This is a genomic window from Pseudoalteromonas sp. 68 DY56-GL68 (assembly GCF_041414825.1).
Lineage (GTDB): Bacteria > Pseudomonadota > Gammaproteobacteria > Enterobacterales > Alteromonadaceae > Pseudoalteromonas.
In genome coordinates, this window is sequence record NZ_JAOCZL010000022.1 from 263,488 (window position 1) to 282,470 (window position 18,983).

16 protein-coding genes are annotated in these 18,983 nt (G+C 40.2%); 5 read left to right on the forward strand and 11 right to left on the reverse strand.

Translation table 11 applies throughout. The features are described 5' to 3' along the window. The first annotated feature begins 79 nt into the window (after positions 1-79). Both NYF15_RS18370 and NYF15_RS18375 read left to right on the forward strand, forming a co-directional pair. A complete protein-coding gene (locus NYF15_RS18370; protein ID WP_130151581.1) occupies positions 80-2,590 on the forward strand; it encodes an EAL domain-containing protein in 2,511 nt (836 codons plus the stop codon). Between the two features lie 229 nt (positions 2,591-2,819). Next, a complete protein-coding gene (locus NYF15_RS18375) occupies positions 2,820-3,023 on the forward strand; it encodes a hypothetical protein (RefSeq protein WP_062567226.1) in 204 nt (67 codons plus the stop codon). A gap of 31 nt (positions 3,024-3,054) precedes the next feature. Here the strand turns inward: NYF15_RS18375 and NYF15_RS18380 are convergent, their stop codons facing one another. The 10 genes from NYF15_RS18380 to NYF15_RS18425 form a co-directional block, all read right to left on the reverse strand. After that, positions 3,055-3,969 carry a hypothetical protein gene (locus NYF15_RS18380; protein WP_371354333.1) on the reverse strand — a complete coding sequence of 305 codons (915 nt, stop codon included), beginning with the start codon at positions 3,967-3,969 and terminating at the stop codon, positions 3,055-3,057. A gap of 1 nt (position 3,970) precedes the next feature. Further along, a complete protein-coding gene (locus NYF15_RS18385; protein WP_130151579.1) occupies positions 3,971-4,570 on the reverse strand; it encodes a hypothetical protein in 600 nt (199 codons plus the stop codon). Continuing rightward, complete coding sequence (locus tag NYF15_RS18390; RefSeq protein ID WP_062567223.1) at positions 4,563-5,105, reverse strand: RNA polymerase sigma factor; 543 nt, start codon at positions 5,103-5,105, stop codon at positions 4,563-4,565. Before NYF15_RS18390 ends, NYF15_RS18385 begins: the two co-directional genes overlap by 8 nt. Before the next feature lie 131 nt (positions 5,106-5,236). Beyond that, a complete protein-coding gene (locus NYF15_RS18395; protein ID WP_371354334.1) occupies positions 5,237-6,163 on the reverse strand; it encodes a hydrogen peroxide-inducible genes activator in 927 nt (308 codons plus the stop codon). Positions 6,164-6,248: 85 nt separating this feature from the next. After that, the gene (locus tag NYF15_RS18400; RefSeq protein ID WP_130151577.1) at positions 6,249-7,517 is read right to left on the reverse strand and encodes an inorganic phosphate transporter; all 1,269 of its coding nucleotides are present in this window, start codon (positions 7,515-7,517) and stop codon (positions 6,249-6,251) included. A gap of 42 nt (positions 7,518-7,559) precedes the next feature. Next, a complete protein-coding gene (locus tag NYF15_RS18405; protein ID WP_130151576.1) occupies positions 7,560-8,237 on the reverse strand; it encodes a TIGR00153 family protein in 678 nt (225 codons plus the stop codon). A 151-nt stretch (positions 8,238-8,388) separates the two neighbouring features. Then, positions 8,389-9,090, reverse strand: a complete 702-nt coding sequence (gene phoU / locus NYF15_RS18410) for a phosphate signaling complex protein PhoU (RefSeq protein WP_062567219.1) — start codon at positions 9,088-9,090, stop codon at positions 8,389-8,391. Positions 9,091-9,136: 46 nt separating this feature from the next. Then, positions 9,137-9,964 (reverse strand): phosphate ABC transporter ATP-binding protein PstB, encoded by an 828-nt coding sequence (gene pstB / locus NYF15_RS18415; RefSeq protein WP_062567218.1) that lies wholly within the window; start codon positions 9,962-9,964, stop codon positions 9,137-9,139. A gap of 26 nt (positions 9,965-9,990) precedes the next feature. Beyond that, complete coding sequence (gene pstA, locus NYF15_RS18420; protein ID WP_130151575.1) at positions 9,991-11,640, reverse strand: phosphate ABC transporter permease PstA; 1,650 nt, start codon at positions 11,638-11,640, stop codon at positions 9,991-9,993. A gap of 15 nt (positions 11,641-11,655) precedes the next feature. Further along, positions 11,656-13,890, reverse strand: a complete 2,235-nt coding sequence (locus NYF15_RS18425) for an ABC transporter permease subunit (protein WP_130151574.1) — start codon at positions 13,888-13,890, stop codon at positions 11,656-11,658. Positions 13,891-14,219: 329 nt separating this feature from the next. Between NYF15_RS18425 and NYF15_RS18430 the strand changes: the two genes are divergently transcribed. The 3 genes from NYF15_RS18430 (at position 14,220) to ppx (ending at position 18,415) form a co-directional block, all read left to right on the forward strand. Further along, positions 14,220-14,726 carry a glycine cleavage system protein R gene (locus NYF15_RS18430; protein ID WP_062567215.1) on the forward strand — a complete coding sequence of 169 codons (507 nt, stop codon included), beginning with the start codon at positions 14,220-14,222 and terminating at the stop codon, positions 14,724-14,726. Positions 14,727-14,847: 121 nt separating this feature from the next. Next, on the forward strand, positions 14,848-16,935 hold the full coding sequence (gene ppk1 / locus NYF15_RS18435; protein ID WP_371354335.1) for a polyphosphate kinase 1: 2,088 nt from the start codon (positions 14,848-14,850) through the stop codon (positions 16,933-16,935). After that, positions 16,928-18,415: an exopolyphosphatase gene (gene ppx / locus NYF15_RS18440; RefSeq protein WP_371354336.1), complete on the forward strand. Its 1,488-nt coding sequence runs from the start codon at positions 16,928-16,930 to the stop codon at positions 18,413-18,415. Before ppk1 ends, ppx begins: the two co-directional genes overlap by 8 nt. A gap of 21 nt (positions 18,416-18,436) precedes the next feature. Here ppx and NYF15_RS18445 read toward each other — a convergent pair whose 3' ends face one another. Then, entirely contained in the window at positions 18,437-18,892 is a 456-nt protein-coding gene (locus tag NYF15_RS18445; protein ID WP_130151571.1) for a hypothetical protein, read from the reverse strand. Between the last annotated feature and the right edge of the window lie 91 nt (positions 18,893-18,983).

An 18,983-nucleotide genomic window follows, 5' to 3' on the forward strand; every position in this document is an offset into this window, starting at 1 on the left:
GTTTGCTTGTAGATTAGACAAAATGTCATTATTCTAACTTATTCATTAAACATGGGTTAAGTTAAGAGGTAGTAGCGCCATGGCAAAGCAGTTGAAACTGCTAATTTTAAACGCTAGCGTTGCAGAACGTGAGACAATTAAGTCAACACTCAATAAACTTAACGTCTTTTCGTTTATTGAAGTAAATGACTCTCAAGACGCGTTAAAAATCCTCAAAACTCACCCTGTGGATATTATAATTACAGGCCTTGAAGTCGGAAAAATAGACGGTTGGCGCTTCTCTCGCATGATCCGCTCTGGGCTATTAAAAACACCGAAAAATACCCCCATTTTACTTACGCCGCCGATTTATTGTGAGCGTATTGCTGAGACCACAGCTCGCAGTTACGGTATTGATGCTGTATTACCATTTGAACGCCAAGATATGCTGCCACAAGTGTTAGCGAATGTGCTTTCAACTCATTTAGAAAAAAGTAGTCGGCTTAATTTATTACTTCTCGAAACTGATAACAGCAAAGCGCACAGCATTACTGAGCAACTTAAGTTGAGCTTTGCAGTAACGCATACAACATCGACAAAAACAGCACTTGCTACTTACTTACAGCAAAAGTTTGCAATTGTGTTGATTGATGCAACTCAGTCTCAGTCTGATCCTGCTGGCACGTTAATTAGTGAAATTTTGCAGCATAATCCAAAACAGGCGATCGTCACCATCATTGATAACAATGATGCGGATTACGCGGAGCAGTTGTTACTTTCTGGCGTTACTGATTTTATTCGTGCGCCTTATGATCAGTCTTTATTGAGTAAAGTGTGTGATCATGCAGCGCGACGTGAAGACTTTATGGTGAGTTATGCTGAGTTTGCTCAAAAAGTGGAGCAATTAAGTCAAAGCCAAAGCCGTTATAAAGAACTGTTTTCAGCTCACCAACGTATTTTGCTTCACCTTAATACTGTTGTGCTTGAGTTTGATCAACAAGGCCATATTCGCTTTATAAACCCGGCATGGGAAAGCCTGACTGGCTACGGTATAAAATCAAGTTTAGCGAAGTCGCTTGCTGACTTTTGCCTACCTGAGTGCCAACACAAATTACAAGATACGGTACAAAGCATTTTGCATGGCGGCGCACAACAGCAGCAAGTTGAAATACAACTTAAGCATAAAAATGGCAATGCTATTTGGGTTGAGTGCCGTATGCAACTGATCAAAAATAGCCGCAACTCAGCCACCATCACGGCGACGATAGATAATATTCATGAACGCAAACAAGCTGAGTTACAATTACGCCACTTAGCCCTTCATGATACCTTAACTGAGCTGCATAACCGTTACTACTTTGACCAGCAATTACAACGTATTTGCCAAGCTAAATATACCAATAACGATGTAGAGCATGCACTGATATACATCGACCTAGATCACTTTAAAATTATCAATGACAGTAAAGGTCATCAGCAAGGTGATATTGTTTTAAAAGAAGTGGCTCAGTTATTTACAGCCAATATTAGCGAAGAGCACTTAGTGTGCCGTATTGGCGGTGATGAATTTGCAGTTATATTGAAAAATACGACCCTGCTCGATGCTCACTTAGTCGCAGAAAGTATTTGTATGGCGATTGAAAAGCATCAATTCCATTCTGAAGGACATGTTTACTCAATTAGCTGTTCAATTGGTCTGACGCAGATTACTGCACAAAACAACGACCCAAGCGAGTGCCTTAAACAAGCTGATATTGCACTTTATGTAGCAAAAAGCCTAGGCCGAAATTTAGTGCATTGCTACTCAAAAGAAGACAGCAGTCATAATAACTTGCAAGCGGGTTTAGAGTGGGGACATAGTATTCGCCAAGCACTGCAGCATGATTCAATTGAGCTTCATTATCAGCCAATATGGGACTTTAAACGTAGCCATGTAGCCTATTTTGAGACCTTATTACGTTTAAAGCTGAATGATGAACTGGTTTACCCTAATCAATTCATTCCAGCATTAGAACTACTTAATGATACGTATTTGATGGATCAGTGCGTTATTAAAAATGCAATTAAAAGTGTTGCCGAGTACCCTGAGCTGAATCAAATCGCCATTAACTTATCGGCGCAATCATTTTTAGATGAGCGCTTATTACCACATATCGAATCAAGCTTAGCAGAATACAACGTTGAGCCAACGCGTATTATTTTTGAAATCACTGAATCAGCCAGTATTAATAATCTAGCCGCAACCAGAGCAATGATAGAACGCCTTAATAGTTTAGGCTGTCATTTCTCTATTGATGATTTTGGTACAGGTTTTAGTACCTTTAACTACCTTAAACAGCTACCCGCACAGCATGTTAAGATTGATGGATCATTTGTACGTGACATGCTCAACGACCCCATCGATTTAGCGTTAGTGAAAGCAATTAATGATATTAGCCGCTCTCTAGATAAGCGCTCAGTTGCTGAATATGTTGAAAATAAAGAAATATTTTTAGCACTAAAAGAAATAGGCATCGATTACGGGCAAGGTTACTTTATTGCCCGTCCTGTACCTGTTGAAAAAATTAATAGCGAGCTTGAAAGAATATCTACGGATAAACTTTTTAGCTAACAACTAGCTAGCAAACGCGCACCTAAAATTGATACATTTTTAAACAATTTTATTGGTTTTTTAACTTTCATCCTGATAATACTCATCTATAATTAATTCACACCAACACAAATGTCATGCTTTTATGGTGATACAACCCAAAAAACATGACATTAATTATTAGATTATACATACTGAAAATAACTTAACATCGTTAAGTTCATGTATTATCGGTATAAAGGAGAAAGTGATGACACAATTAATCGTTTTGTTGCTGATCATTAACCTAGGGATAGCTTATCAATGTTACCGTAATGCAACTTTTAAGGGGTACCCAGTTAAAGTATTCACAAGCTTAGGGCTAGTGCCCTACTTTAATCTGGTTGTATGGGTTTACTTACTCTTCTTACCTAACTTAAAACCTTTTACAATGGATGAAAAGCAGCCACTATAGGCTGCTTTTTGTTAGTAAGGTTTTTACCACTTTAAAACTCATACTGAGTTGCGCGATTAAGTAAGGCATCTGCTTTAATATCACCCACCACACATTTTTTAATGTCTGATTTTTTAAACACTTTAATTTTCTCGCCCTTATTTTCGCTAATACCACGAATAATAAAACTAACATGTTCATCATTCGGCAGGGTTCTTAATCCACTACCGTAATCACATAAAGTCAGTGACAAGCTTTTATCCACCCGCTGTGTAAGCTCTGCCAACTGCTGTTTTTGCTCTGTAATACGTGCTTGTTTTTTTTCCGCTAACTCTTTACGCATTGCTTGTTGCTGTAAAGACAACTTTTGCTGCTGTTTTTCAAGCTCCTTAATTGATGCTTGCAGCTCTTTTTTGCGCTGTTCAAGCTCTTGTTCTTTGGCATCTTTATCGTGGCGGCGATCAAACTCAAGGTCACGTTTTTCACGCTCAAGATCACGAATTTCTCGACTAACATCACGCTCTTGCTCTGCGACTTCGCGCACACGCTCTGCGCTTTCACGCATCACCTCCATCGCGTGTTGATAGGCTTCTTGCGTTTTAACAACAACGGCATCGCTAATAACTTGTACATGTTCACCTAATACTTCAATTTCGCTGATCTCTTCAAAGTCAATGTCAGGCAGCGGTGGAAGTGGTGCATCGGGCACGGATGCGAATACACTTGACCAGCGAGAATGGCTTCGCACGTCAAAGCTAAATACCACACCTTGGTGCTGTAAATAACTTGCTGAGACATTTCTGACTTTGTTATCTGTATCCTGCTTTAAAGCCGCTGTTAGGATTTTTTCCATGATCCCGACTTCACGCTGGATTCGATCTAACTCTTCAGTACTTTGGGCAGACACAGGGTTGACTGCTATACCACATAACAATAGCACTGCACTGGTTATCATGTTCTTTGACATTTTAATACTCCACATTGTTGGCAACGGTTGGCAATGGCCTGCCGTCCACTTGCTCTGCTAAATCATTCAACTGCATACGCAAATATGCTTGGTCTTGAGCACGCTGCGTTTTGATATACGCAAGCACGCTGGCAATATCTTCTTGGCGCTCTATTCGCCCTGTTTTGATTGCTTCTTTGGCTAGTTGATACATATGTTGCTGCTGTACTTGGTTTTGCGCCGTTAAAATATTTTGTAACTGATCAATTTGCTTTTGCTGCGACTCTAACAAATTCGTTTGCTTTGCCACTTGTTCAAGTAACTGCTGATTTCCTTGTTGCGGATTGCTCATAAATAGCCAAGCACATAATGCAATTGAGGCAGCCATCGCCCACATCCCTGAACCAAAAAACAGATGCGATTTTTGTACTTTTGGCATGCTTGATTCTCTGTCCCAGTGAGGAACGGGTACTGTTTCATACTCTTGGCTTTGCTGTTGCCACTTACTTGCATTGTTCATCATTAATGCATACTCAGCATTGGCTTGTAACAATTCAATTTGTTCGTCTGTCAGGCTTTCACCTTCTAACCATGCGGTAAATAATGAATCTAAATTAGCCATCTACGGCCTCCAAATGCACTTTTAACTTGCCCAATGCACTGTATAGTCTTGATTTAGCGGTATTGGTCGAAATACCTAATTGCTCAGCTATCTCTTCGAATGTACAGTGCTGAAAAAATTTTAACTCCACAACCAAACGTTGCTCCCAGGGTAAATTGTTCATCATCTCTTTGAGTTCATGATGCTGCTGGTATTGCAATTGATTAGTCTCTAATTCGCTATGCTCACAACTTTCTTCTGGTACACCATCCAAGCTTTGATGCAGTTTACGGCGGCGATAATATTCAACACTACGCCGGTGAACGATTTGATAAAGCCAAGTATTGAAACTCGATTCACCACGAAAGCTCGGTAAGCTCTTATACACAGAAATAAATACTTCTTGCATCAAGTCCATTGCATCATCAGGATGGCTTAACATCCGTAGGCAATAGTTATATACCTGTGTTTCGTGTTGTTTGACTAATTTCAACCACGCTCGTTTATTGCCCTGTTGCGCCTTGGCAATTAATGTTTCAAGTGATTGAAAAAACACACTAGCCTCGTCATCTGATCTGCCTTTAATGGTTTTGTTATTATGTTAGTCGAGGGAAGGAAAAAAATAGTTTGTTTAAATAATAAAAAACCCCAAATTTTTATTTGGGGTTTTTTATTTGGGGTTCTTTATTACTCGTCACATTGACCGTCTAAGCTACATTGCTTATTAAGAAACAACTCCAACTGTTGACTAAATAGTCTGAAGTCCCTAATACGCCCAGTGGTTTTTCGCCACACAATACCTATGTCACGATAGGCATCAGCTTGTGAAGGTGTTGCGACCATCTCTTTCTTATCTAAAATGCCCGCATTGATCGCCATTTGTGGTAAGAAGGTAACACCAAGTTGATGCTCTACCATACTCAGTAAAGTGTGTAAGCTTGCTGCCTCAAACGGGTTAATGCAGCTTGAGCGATTTAAATGGCAAGCACTTAATGCATGGCCTGTCATACAATGCTCACGTTCTAATAAAAAGACACTGGCATCGGGTAGTAAGTTAAAATCTTCGACACCATTAGCTGGCGTGTAATCTTTATGGTGCACTAAGCTGAAGTGATCTTTGGCAAGCACTTGGGTGTGAAATTTTTCAGTATCGTACGGCAATGCGAGCAGTGCCATATCAATTTGCCCATGCTCTAACTTATCAAGTAATTTATCGCTGGTATCCTCAACCAAAATTAACTCTAACTCGGTAAAGGTTTGCTTGCAGAAATGATACAAAGGCGCTGCAATAAAACTGGCAATGGTAGGAATAACCCCTAATGTCAACGTGCCACTTAAGGGGGTGAGGAAGCTTTTCGTTAGCTCTTTTAAACTTAAAGTATCATCAATGATTTTACGTGCTTTCTCGACGACCTCTTCACCGATTGCCGTGAACATTAAGCTGCGATTTTCTCGCTCAATCAACTGACAACCCAGAGTTTCCTCTAGATTTTGAATAGCACTACTTAATGTAGATTGGCCAATAAAACACGCGCTCGCAGCACGACCAAAATGCTGATATTGATGGACTGCTAGTAAATACTGTAGTTGTTTAATACTTGGTAAGTTATTCATACTCTTTTTTACTACCTGCAAATAAAAAGACCCCAATACCTAGGGCATTGAGATCTTTTCAAGCTAAAAGTCTGTTAGTACTTTTTTATACCCCAAAGGCAGTTCTCAGTACGTAGAAAATAACAATAGCAAGGGCTGCGCCAACTGGCAATGTAATTACCCAAGAAACTACAATGTTTCTTACAACACCCATGTTAAGTGCCGCAATACCACGTGCCATACCAACACCTAATACCGCACCAACCAGTGTTTGTGTCGTCGAGATAGGTAAACCCGTACCTGAAGCGATAACAACTGTAGAAGCAGCAGCTAGTTCAGCAGCAAAACCACGGCTTGGTGTTAAGTGAGTGATACCTTCACCAATTGTTTTAATTACTTTCTTACCCAAAATAGCAAGACCAGCAACGATACCTAAGCCGCCTAACGGTAAAATCCACCATGCGATAGCCGCTTTCTTCGCGATTTCACCATTGTGCTCCACAATATTAACAACAGCAGCAAGTGGACCAATCGCGTTAGCAACGTCGTTTGAACCATGTGCGAATGCCATACAACATGCTGTTAGTACCATCAGTACTGCGAACACTTTCTCAACGTTGTTGAACTGCATTTTCTTGTCAGCTTTAGGGTCGATTTTAAGACGCGAAATCGCAAACTTACCGATAATACCAACCACGACCGCAATGGCGATTGAAAGCGCATAGCCTTCAACGGCACCTAAGTTAATACCAATATGCTTCAAGCCTTTCTTGATTGTAACAAGTGACATAATGAAGCCCGCAAGACCCATGTATACAGGCACATAACGCTTGGCATTTTTAAGTGGTGCATCGGTATCAAAGATGAGCTTTTGCGCACTCATGAAAATGAGGTAAGCAATAAAGCCTGAAATTGCAGGCGTGACAATCCAACTACCTACAATGCCCATTACCTTATTCCACTGAATTGCTTCGCTACCTACCGCAACAAGCGCAAAGCCTATAATAGCACCGATAATTGAGTGAGTAGTCGATACTGGCCAGCCAAGGAAAGAGGCAATCAATAACCAGCTACCAGCAGCAAATAATGCGGCGATCATACCAAGAATCATAAGCTCAGGTATGTCTGCAAATGGTGCCGCGTCGATAATACCTTTACGAATGGTAGAAGTTACCTCACCACCGGCAAGATAAGCACCTGCGAATTCAAACACCATGGCAATGATGATTGCTTGTTTAATAGTAAGTGCTTTTGAACCTACTGATGTACCCATCGCATTAGCTACATCATTCGCGCCAATACCATAAGCCATGAAGAAACCGACTGCTGCGGCAATTAAAACTAAAAACGTGCCGTAATTTGCAATGATATCCATTGTGTGAAACCTTTAATTTTTCGTATTTGAACTGATTTTAAATTATCGAGCTAACATCAGCTCAAGACGAGAACCTACGCGCTCAGCAATATCAGCTAAGTCGCCAACCCATTCAATGATCTTGTATAAGAACATTGCATCAATAGGGTTAAGTTCATTTTCGACGGCGCGCAATTGACGGCGTATTTTAATTTGCATGTCATCCGTGTCTTGTTCAATTGCGTCCAACTCAACGAGCATTTTTTCAACTAAAGTAACTTCACGACCTTTAAAGCCCGTTTCTAATAGCTCATCTAGCTCATTAATTGCTTTTGATGCCTGTTTAGTTGCATCAACACAGCGAACAACATAAGCAAGGAAATCTTCTTGAATTTCAGCAGGAATAGTCATTTCTCGACCAACAACACGCCCTGCAATATCTTTCGCTTTATTCGCTATTTTGTCTTGTTGAGTAACAAGTTCAAGTAAATCGGTACGCTCGACTGGCATAAATAAGCCACGCGGTAGTTGAAGGCGAATATCACGTTTCATGTCATCCGCTTCACGCTCTAAATTACGAATGTTTAGACGGATTTCTTCCGCTTCTTTCCACTCTTCTTTAAAAACGTGATTAAAGAAAGGGATCAAGGCCTTACTTGCTTGATGTACTTTCTTAATGTGATCTTCCATAGGCTTAATAGGAGATTTAGCAAATACCCCTAAAAATGCATTTGTAGGCATAACTGACCCTTTAATAAATTAGTATGCTTTGGCAGGTTCGAATTTTACAGCATTGTGTTCGATTGTGAACGCTTTTTCTGCCTTACATAACCAATAATAGACAAAGCGGCCACTGGGCCGCTCGGTTAAATATTGAAAAGTAGCAGATAATTTACAGCGACTTTTCTATATCCTCTTGAGATGTATGACGAATATCTTTGCCGTTAACAAAATAGATAATGTATTCAGCAATGTTTTGACAACGGTCACCAATACGCTCTAAAGAACGTACAGACCATACTAAATCCATAATTTTTGGGATTGAGCGTGGGTCTTCCATCATATATGTCATAATTTGACGTGTAATAGCTTCATATTCACGGTCAACTTTGGCGTCTTCTTTGTGCACTTCAAACGCACATTGCACATCCATACGAGCAAATGCATCAAGTACATCGTGAAGCATTTTTGATACTAGACGACCCATATTTTCAATATTTACTAATAAGTCTTGCTGGTCTTTAGTGAATGAATCTAAAGCAACTTTTGCAATCCGTTCAGCTTCATCACCAATACGCTCTAAATCAGCAATGGTTTTGGCTATGGCAATGACTAAACGTAAATCACTGGCAGCTGGCTGACGACGAGCAATAATACGCGTGCACTCTTCATCAATGTTCACTTCCATCGCATTAACTTTATAGTCATTTTCACGCACTTTTTGCGCAAGTTCTGCATCACCATTGCTTACTGCATCTAATGCGCTATTTAGTTGCTGCTCAACTAGACCACCCATGTTTAAAACATGGTTGCGCACATTCTCAAGCTCTTGATTAAAGCGACCTGAAATGTGTTTATTAATGTTATGTTCCATTGTCTACCTCTATAAATTCGTTGACGTTCACTAAGCTAGGCAGTTGCTAGCCGTAACGGCCAGTGATGTAGTCTTCAGTTTTCTTCTTAGTTGGCGTCGTGAATAACGTGTTGGTATCTGAATACTCAATCAGCTCACCCATGTACATAAACGCTGTCTGATCAGATACACGTGCAGCTTGTTGCATGTTATGAGTAACAATAACAACGGTAAACTTGCTCTTTAAATCATTAATTAGCTCTTCGATCACTAACGTCGAAATTGGATCAAGTGCTGACGTTGGCTCATCCAGAAGAAGTACTTCAGGTTCAATAGCGATTGAGCGAGCAATAACTAGACGTTGTTGCTGACCACCAGACAAACCAAATGCACTATCGTGTAAGCGGTCTTTCACTTCGTCCCACAACGCTGCACCGCGCAAAGACTGTTCAACCACTTCGTCTAATTTACGCTTTTCTTTGATACCTTGTAAGCGTAGGCCATAAACAACATTTTCGTAGATTGATTTTGGAAATGGATTCGGACGTTGGAAAACCATTCCGACATTTCTACGAAGCGCTGCAACATCGACGTTTTTGTCATAGATATTATGGCCTTGAAGCAAAATTTCGCCTTCGATACGACAGCTATCAACCAAATCATTCATTCGATTGATACAACGTAAAAGTGTTGATTTACCACAACCTGATGGCCCGATAAACGCGGTTACTTGACCTTTCGGAATATTCATATTTACGCCACTTAGCGCTTGCTTATCACCGTAGTATAGATCTAAGTTTTTAATCTCTAATGCTTTTTGTTCAGCCGTTAGATTATCTAAATCGAGTTTTGCCGCGCTTTTTGCTTGGTTTACCTGTGGTGCAACTGTAATCATTTCTGTCTACCTATAAAAATTCTGTATTAATGCTCAAGAGCTCTAAACTTTTCGCGTAAATGGTTACGAATACCAATCGCAGTGATATTCAGGGCGATAATTACTGATACCAGTAAGAATGCCGTCGCATATACCAGCGGACGTGCCGCTTCTACGTTAGGGCTTTGGAAACCAACATCATAAATGTGGAAACCTAAGTGCATAAATTTTCTATCTAAATGTACATATGGGAAGTTACCGTCAAGTGGTAATGTTGGTGCCATCTTCACAACACCTACCAGCATGAGTGGTGCTACTTCGCCGGCCGCACGTGCAACCGCTAAGATTAAACCTGTCATAATCGCAGGGCTTGCCATTGGAATGATGATACGCCAAAGCGTCTCTGCTTTAGTTGCGCCAAGAGCCAATGAGCCATGTCGTACTGTACTAGGAATACGTGATAAACCTTCTTCTGTTGAGACAATAACAACAGGTAACGTTAAAATCGCTAAGGTTAATGCAGACCAAATTACACCCGGTGTACCAAATACAGGGCTTGGCGATGATTCTGGGTAAAATAGTTGGTCAATACTGCCACCTAACATGTATACGAAGAAGCCTAGACCAAATACACCGTAAACAATTGATGGTACACCCGCAAGGTTGATTACCGCGATACGGATCATCTTAGTTACTGCATTTTTCGCAGCGTATTCGTGTAAATAAATTGCAGCAACAACGCCAAATGGTGTCACAATAACAGCCATTAATAGTACCATAAAAACAGTACCGAAAATGGCAGGGAATACCCCCCCTTCCGTGTTCGCTTCACGTGGGTCATCTGATACAAACTTACCTAGTTGCGCAAAGTAATGACCAAGCTTAGCAAAGAAACCCATGTCATTCGGGAACCATACATCAAGCACCTGATAAAGAGGTAAAGTCACCACTTCACCACGCATGTCTTTAACTGTAACCTGATCACGCTTTGCTTCTTTACGTAGTGCAAATAATTGCTTTTCAAGTTCTGAATACTCAGCACGAAGTTCAGCACGTGCTTGTGCAAGCTCAGCGACACGCTCATCGGTAAGTTCATTATCAAGCTGGTATGCTTTTTCTTTTAAACGTAAACGCTCAAGTTCATAGTTAATGTGACCAATGTCGCCATTTTGTAGATCCAGTGCTTGGTCATTTAACTCAACTGCACGCTCCACAAGCTCATAAAGTACTTCAACTTTATTTTCAGTAATCACTTCACCATCTTTAAAAACCTGCTCTACATAACCGTAAAAATTACCATTTTTACTGCGTTCAAATACCGCTAATGCAGCAGGTGCAGTACGCGATTGAATATCCGTTTCCAATACCCAACGGAAATCCAGATCAACGTACTCACGGTTACCGGTTTTAATTAATAATCGCTCTAACTCGTCTTTTTCGTAATGAGATAAATCAACGCCCGTCGCTTCAATACGAGATTTTGGAACAAGTTCACGGTCATAAATTTCACCAATTACCGTTTGCTTGGCTACAGAACCCTGTAACTCAAGCTGCACAACTTCTGATGGCCAGAAAAAGCTTAAACCTTTCCAAGCAATCATGGCTAATAAGCCAAGAACCGAGATTAAACTGATGCTAACCGCACCGCCGGTCATCCAAATCCAAGGAGAACCAGACTTAAACCACTGCTTTACCATGTCGTGTCTCTCCACCTACATTGAACTATATTTATCACGCAGTTGCTGACGTACAAACTCAGCCACTGTGTTGAAAATAAATGTGAATATGAATAATACAAACGCTGCTAAGAATAGAATTCGATAGTGCGAACTACCTACCTCAGATTCTGGCATTTCTACTGCTATGTTCGCTGCAAGGGTTCTCATCCCTTGGAAAATACTCCAATCCATAATTGGTGTATTACCTGTAGCCATCAGTACAATCATGGTCTCGCCTACCGCACGACCAAGTCCCATCATCACCGCCGAGAAAATACCAGGGCTGGCTGTCAATAACACAACACGAACAAGAGTTTGCCATTGCGTAGCCCCAAGCGCTAAAGAGCCATTTGATAAGTGCTTAGGCACACTGAATACGGCATCTTCAGCAATAGAGAAAATAGTCGGAATGACAGCAAAGCCCATTGCGATCCCCACAACAAGTGAATTTCGTTGGTCGAATGTCATACCTAATTCGTTAGTCAGAAATTGACGCACATTACCATCAAACATCCAAAGTTCAATTGTGCCGCTCATAGCAAATGATAACCAGCCAATGAATAACACCACTGGAATCAATAAAATAGAGTGTGAACCTTCTGGTATGCGATGACGAATTGAGTTCGGTAACTTATTCCAACCAAAAGCAGTTAATAAAATCCCTAATGGTAAAAGAATTAATAAACCGATAATCGCTGGTAAGTGCTCTTCAATTAATGGTGCCAACCAAAGACCGGCTAAGAAACCAAGAATTACCGTTGGTAGTGCTTCCATGATTTCAACCGTCGGCTTAACCACTTTACGTAGTTCGCTCGACATAAAGTAGGCTGTGTAAATTGCCGCAGAAAGTGCAATTGGCACGGCAAATAGCATGGCATATAACGCTGCCTTAATCGTACCAAATGAAATGGGTACCAATGAGAACTTAGACTCAAAGTCATCACTTGCAGAGGTTGACTGCCAAATATAACCTGGCTCTGGGTAGCCTTCGTACCATACTTCTTGCCATAGTGCAGACCAAGTCACCTCAGGGTGTTCATTGTGGATTTCTACAACTTTTAATGCATCATCCGCTAAAATAAGCGCAGCATTTGAGCGTGGTGCAATTGCAAAGTTTTGAATTGGGCCGTCACTTACTTTACCTTGCCACAGTTTTGCATCACTTGTGGTGTAATAAATACCTAACTCACCGTTAGCACCTGCAGTGAAGAAAGTACGACGATAAAATTCAGTAAAAATATTTAACTTAGACTGTTTACTGGTTTCAAAAGCACGAATCTTTTTAAATTCACGGCCATCTTCTGTATTTACTTCAAACCACTGTGAGACTTCGCCATTATCATTAGCAAGCATTAACGAGTTAGCACCAGCTAATAGCTGAGTTGAAACAAGATTTGCGTTCTCTTCATTTGCAGCAAGCAATTGGATTTGCTCAACCTCTGAAGGATAACGCGTATCGTAAACATAAATTTGATTTGCAGAGCGAACGAATGTACGCGTTGTATCAGGTGAGATTAATAGCTCATCAACACGTCCTTCAATATCAAGCTCAGTACGCTCAACAACCCACTCAACTTCGCCTGTGAACATATTTTCTTCACCCACAAAGCTGCTAAATAAAACGCGCTTGTCTGCTGTTAAAGCAACAACCGCGGTTTTATCTTCATAGTGGCTAAATGCAAATTTAGTAATCGCCGCACCCTGATCATCAACCTCAAGGGCAATGTCACCTAAAGGATAATCTAAACGCGGTGTTAACTGGCGCTGATTATTCGGAAACGTGACTAAAAACTTTGGCGCTACGACAACCACAGAGCCATTTTCAAGACCATAAGCGTATTGACCTTGAAACGGTGCTGAGCTTGCAAAACTGCTCACATCGCTTGGTAATTCTGTATTAAGAGTGGTGATCTTCTTACCAAAGTGGTCTTTTTCAATATTATAAAAGTCCACATTACCTGTTTCACCTAATAAGAAAGCAACTTCGGTTTGCTCCTCCATGCCCAACCCTACAACTTGAGACGCATTCGTTAGCTTCACACTGTTACGTGTTTCCACTTTTGCTGACTCAAAAATAGGCTGAACAACATAAAGAAGGTAAAAGAAAATAAGTAACAGTGCTATCAGCACCATTACACCACCTGCGGAAATACCCCATTTGGCAAACCTGTCTTTAAATAGACGGCTTCTATCCGTATGAAAGGTCGGTTTACTCGGATTGGAAGTCATCAAAACACCCTTAAATCTTAACGTTGGGCGGATTATATTTCACCAAGATGACAGTATTGTTACAAACGTCATAATTGAGTGTAATAAACGACTTTATTTGGGGAGTTAACATCTTTTTAAAGTATGGCTTAATCGTATCGCTAGAAAGTTCAACTTCTTTGACTAAGATTTTGTTATAACTAATCTTTTATAACTATTTGAAAAAAATTGGACAAATACTCAAACAGCATCAATACTCAATATGACTTATTTTTCAATAATAAGAATCATTTTAACCAAAGCCTCCCTCCTTTTTCATTTTTTCAGAGGCATTTTATAGAGATTTAAGCATGAAGCAGTTAGTAATCACCATACTTGGTCCCGATAAACCGGGGCTCGTTGAAGATATTTCGGCCACAATTTTAAGCCATCACGGCAATTGGCTATCGAGTAATTTAAGTCATTTAGCAGGTCACTTTGCAGGCATTATCGAAGCTGCTGTACCAGAGGAGCATTTACAAGAGCTACAAGATGCTTTGCACGGCCTACCTCATTTAGAAGTACGAATCGAGCGTGGTTCAGATATCCTTCCAGAGGTGTCGACGGAGCAAATTAATTTTGTAATAACAGGCAACGATAGACCTGGAATCGTACAAGAGCTCGCCAGTGTAATACGCCATAAAGGCGCAAACATTACACACCTGAACTCAAAACAGCAGAGCGCACCGAACTGGGGAGTCCCTATTTTTAGTGCTGTTGCAACGGTCGCCTTGCCTGTAGGCATGAACAAAGATGAAGTAATAACAGCGCTTGAGTCAATTACCACTGACTTGATTGTTGATATTGAGGATGCTTAAACCAAGTACCACTTCTACAACTTAAGCTAGATTAAGCGTGTCACAAAACTGACACGCTTGTCATACTTGTGTCATCTGTATCCTCTATCTTTTATTTAATAATAAATTTTTGAGAAATCAGATGAATGCCACCCCTTCATCATCACCAGCAATGAGTTATTTCGCCAAAGAACTGAGCTGGCTATCTTTTAATGAGCGCGTGCTACAAGAAGCAAAAGATAAATCCAACCCAATTATTGAACGCATGCGCTTTTTAGGCATTTATTCAAATAACATGGATGAGTTTTTCAGAGTACGTGTTGCGGATGTGAAACGGCGAATTTTACTTAATAAAATTCCTGATGCGAACTTTGAAGAAGATGAGATTTTACTTCATCAGATCCAAAGCAAAGTGCTACAGCTTGGCAAAAAATTTAATCAGATTCATAAAGATATTTTAAATGATTTAAATGAGCACAATATTCACGTAGAACTCCCTGAAAAACTATCTGAATTTCACGTAACCTGGCTTAAAAAGTTTTTTCACGACAATGTGCTGCAATATATATTGCCGATTTTACTCTCTGAAAAGAAAGACTACTCAGATCAAATAAACGACACCATGACCTATTTGTTTGTCGAAATGACGAATCAAAAAAGTCATTACGCGATGCTAGAAGTTCCCACAGATCGCGTGTCTCGCTTTGTTATTTTGCCACCCGAGAAAACACGTCGCCACAAAACCATTGTGATGCTAGATGACATCATCGCTTATTTTATTCGCGATGTGTTTAGCAGCTTTTTTAGTTTTGATGATATTCAATGCTACGCCATAAAACTCACCCGCGATGCTGAATACAACTTAGATGATGAGCTTGAAGAAGGTTTACTCGACAAAATGTCGAAAGGCCTGAAACAACGAATTTCTGCCGAGCCTGTGCGCCTTGTTTATGACGAAAGTATGCCTGATGAAATGCTTAAAGTGATGAAAAAGCGCCTTAATATAAGTCAACATGATGCATTGATCCCAGGAGGTCGATATCGTAACTTCCGTGATTTTATTGCCTTTCCTAATGTTGGCCGTCAGTATTTAGAAAACAAGCCCCTGCCCGCATTACAAAGCACTGCTTTTACTAATCACTCGAGTGTGTTTGATGCCATCTCAGAGCAAGATATTTTACTTTATTACCCCTATCACACCTTTAATCATTTACTTGAGTTTGTGCGCCAAGCAGCTTTTGACCCTGATGTTACACAAGTTAAGGTCAATATTTATCGTGTAGCCAGCCAGTCTCGCCTTGTTTCTACGCTAATAAATGCAGCAAAAAACGGTAAACACGTCACGGTAATGGTAGAGCTTAAAGCGCGCTTTGATGAACAAAATAATATCGAATGGGCGAAAACGCTCAGTAATGCAGGTATTAAAGTTATCTTTGGTATCCCTGCTTTAAAAGTACACAGTAAATTATGCGTCATTCATCGCAAAGAAAAGCATAACATCGTTAAATACGCGCACATTGGTACGGGTAACTTCCATGAAAAAACCGCAAAAATTTATACCGACTTTAGTTTGTTTACTAAGCATGAGGGCATAACGGAAGAATCTGACAGCGTATTTAGGTTTATTGAAAGTAGTTACAAACCATTCCAATTCGATCACTTGATGATTTCACCTGTCAATGCCAGAGAAACAATCACCTCATTGATCAATAAAGAAATAACTCATGCTGAGCAGGGTAAAACGGGTCGAATTACAGTAAAAATAAATAACCTTGTCGATAAAGAACTCGTTGATCATCTTTATTTCGCCGCAAGGCGTGGGGTAAAGATACGCATTATTGTACGTGGCATGTGCTCTTTAGTTCCGTCATCACTTAGCGGCAATGATAATATTCGTATTATCAGTATTGTAGACCGCTTCTTAGAGCACCCCCGAGTAATGGTGTTTCACAATAATGGCAAGGAGAAAGTCTATATTTCCTCAGCCGATTGGATGACCCGAAACCTCGACCACCGTGTTGAAGTGGCCACACCAATATATGATGCAAAATTAAAGCAGCTCATTATTGATATTCTTGAGCTACAGTTTAAAGATAGAACTAAAGCGCGCATAATCGATAGCGAACAAAAAAACAGCTATGTGCGCCGTGGCAATCGTAAGAAAATACGTTCGCAAATAGCTATTTATGACCACCTCAAAAAATGGGAAAGTAACTATAATAATGAATGATTATTCCTCTATTGCTGCCGTTGACTTAGGCTCAAACAGTTTTCATTTAGTGGTGGCAAGAGAGGTTGATGGCTCTTTGCAAATCTTACATAAAGAAAAGCAACGTGTTTATTTAGCTGATGGTTTAGATGATAAAAATCACTTAAGCCAAGCAGCTATTGAACGTGCACTGGCCATTCTTAATCAATTCGCCACTACCTTACAGGACTTCCCCCTTGAGAATGTCAAAGTAGCCGCCACTTACACATTACGCCGTGCTAAAAATATTCATTCGTTCCTAACCCAAGCGAGTAAAGTGTTTCCATATCCAATCGAAGTAATATCAGGGCAAGAAGAAGCGCGTTTAATTTATCAAGGTGTTGCTCATTACATCCATCACGATGATAACCGCTTAGTCATTGATATCGGTGGCGGCAGTACCGAACTCATCATTGGCAAACACTTTAAGCACACATTACTGGCGAGTCGAAATATGGGCTGTGTCAGCTATACCAAGCAGTTTTTTGCAGATGGGCAAATTACCGCTAAGCGCTTTGCCAAAGCTGAGGTTCGTGCTGAACAAGAACTCGAAGTGATATTTGCAAACTACTTATCGGCAGGCTGGCAGTCCGTGGTGGGTACATCGGGCACGATTAAATCTATCCTTGCCATGATTAATGCCAATGATACCGAGCAAGAGCTAATTACATTAGAACGATTATTAGAGCTAAAAACTCAGTTCATTGCTGCTAAACAAATACCCGCACTACACATTGAAGGTCTCACAGCTGAGCGACAAGTCAGTATTTGTGGTGGTTTAGCTATTTTAATTGCCATATTCAGGCTATTTAAGATAAAAACGATGCAATACAGCGACTTTTCACTTCGTGAAGGCTTGCTTCATGAAATGCAGCAAAAGCTCGCCCATAGAGATATTCGCACGAATACCATAGCGAACCTATCTGAGCGCAACGCCATAGATAAAGAACATGCTATTCGCGTATCGACAACCGCAAAGTGGCTGTTAGAACAAGTCAAAGAAGCTTGGCAACTTACCGACCCTGACTACATTAATCTACTGGATTGGGCTGCGCAATTACATGAAATTGGCTTAGGGGTTAATTCGTCGGGATTACATAAACACAGTGCCTATATCGTGGCGAACAGCCAATTACCTGGCTTTACACAGCAACAACAAATTCTACTAAGTTGTATGATCCGCTTTTACCGTAAAAAAATTCGTTTGGACGAGTTCCCTACACTGCATACCATGCAGCATTATGAAATATTACGGCTCATTGTGATTTTGCGCTTAGCAGTACTACTGAATCAAAAACGCACAACCGATCAAGGTTTTACACTTGAAATCACAGCCAAGCAAAATAGTATGTTCTTAAAATTTAATACTAACTGGCTTAAAGAACATACCTTGCTTTTGGCTGACTTACAGCAGGAGCAAAAATACCTCAAAAAGGTCGGCTTTTTACTCGATTTTCATTAAGCAGATTAATAGGTTAATCGATTACATATCCATATGACGGTTAGAGCTTTGCATCATTTGCTTTAAACCTTGTTGCTCTAACTCAAGTAAACGCTCAAGCTTCTCAATCGTTTCAGGGGTCTCGGCACGAGATACTAAATATTCATATAGATCAATAACCTTCTGGTGTTGTGAGGTTAAATAGACTTGAATAGCTTTCTCATCTATTTGCTGATCAGTACTGATGTCTTTAAAAGTAATAAGCTCAGGATTTTCAGCAAAATACTCATAGCAATACGTATCTAGGGTATTAATTTCAGTAATCGCTTTAAAGCCAACGAGATCTTCTGCTAGTTTTTTCTCATATTGCAGATAATAATCCACCAGCATTTGATTATGCTCGTCTAATAAATCTTTAACACTGTGAAAATTCGCTGCCATCTGGGTGTGAAACATCACAGTCCAATCATAAACTTGTTGTATTGTTTTAACTTGCATGTGCATTCCTTACTAAAATCAATTTAATAAGACTCTGCATAAATCACACCAGAAAAAAATCAATTAATATCAAAACCTTAAATATAAAGGT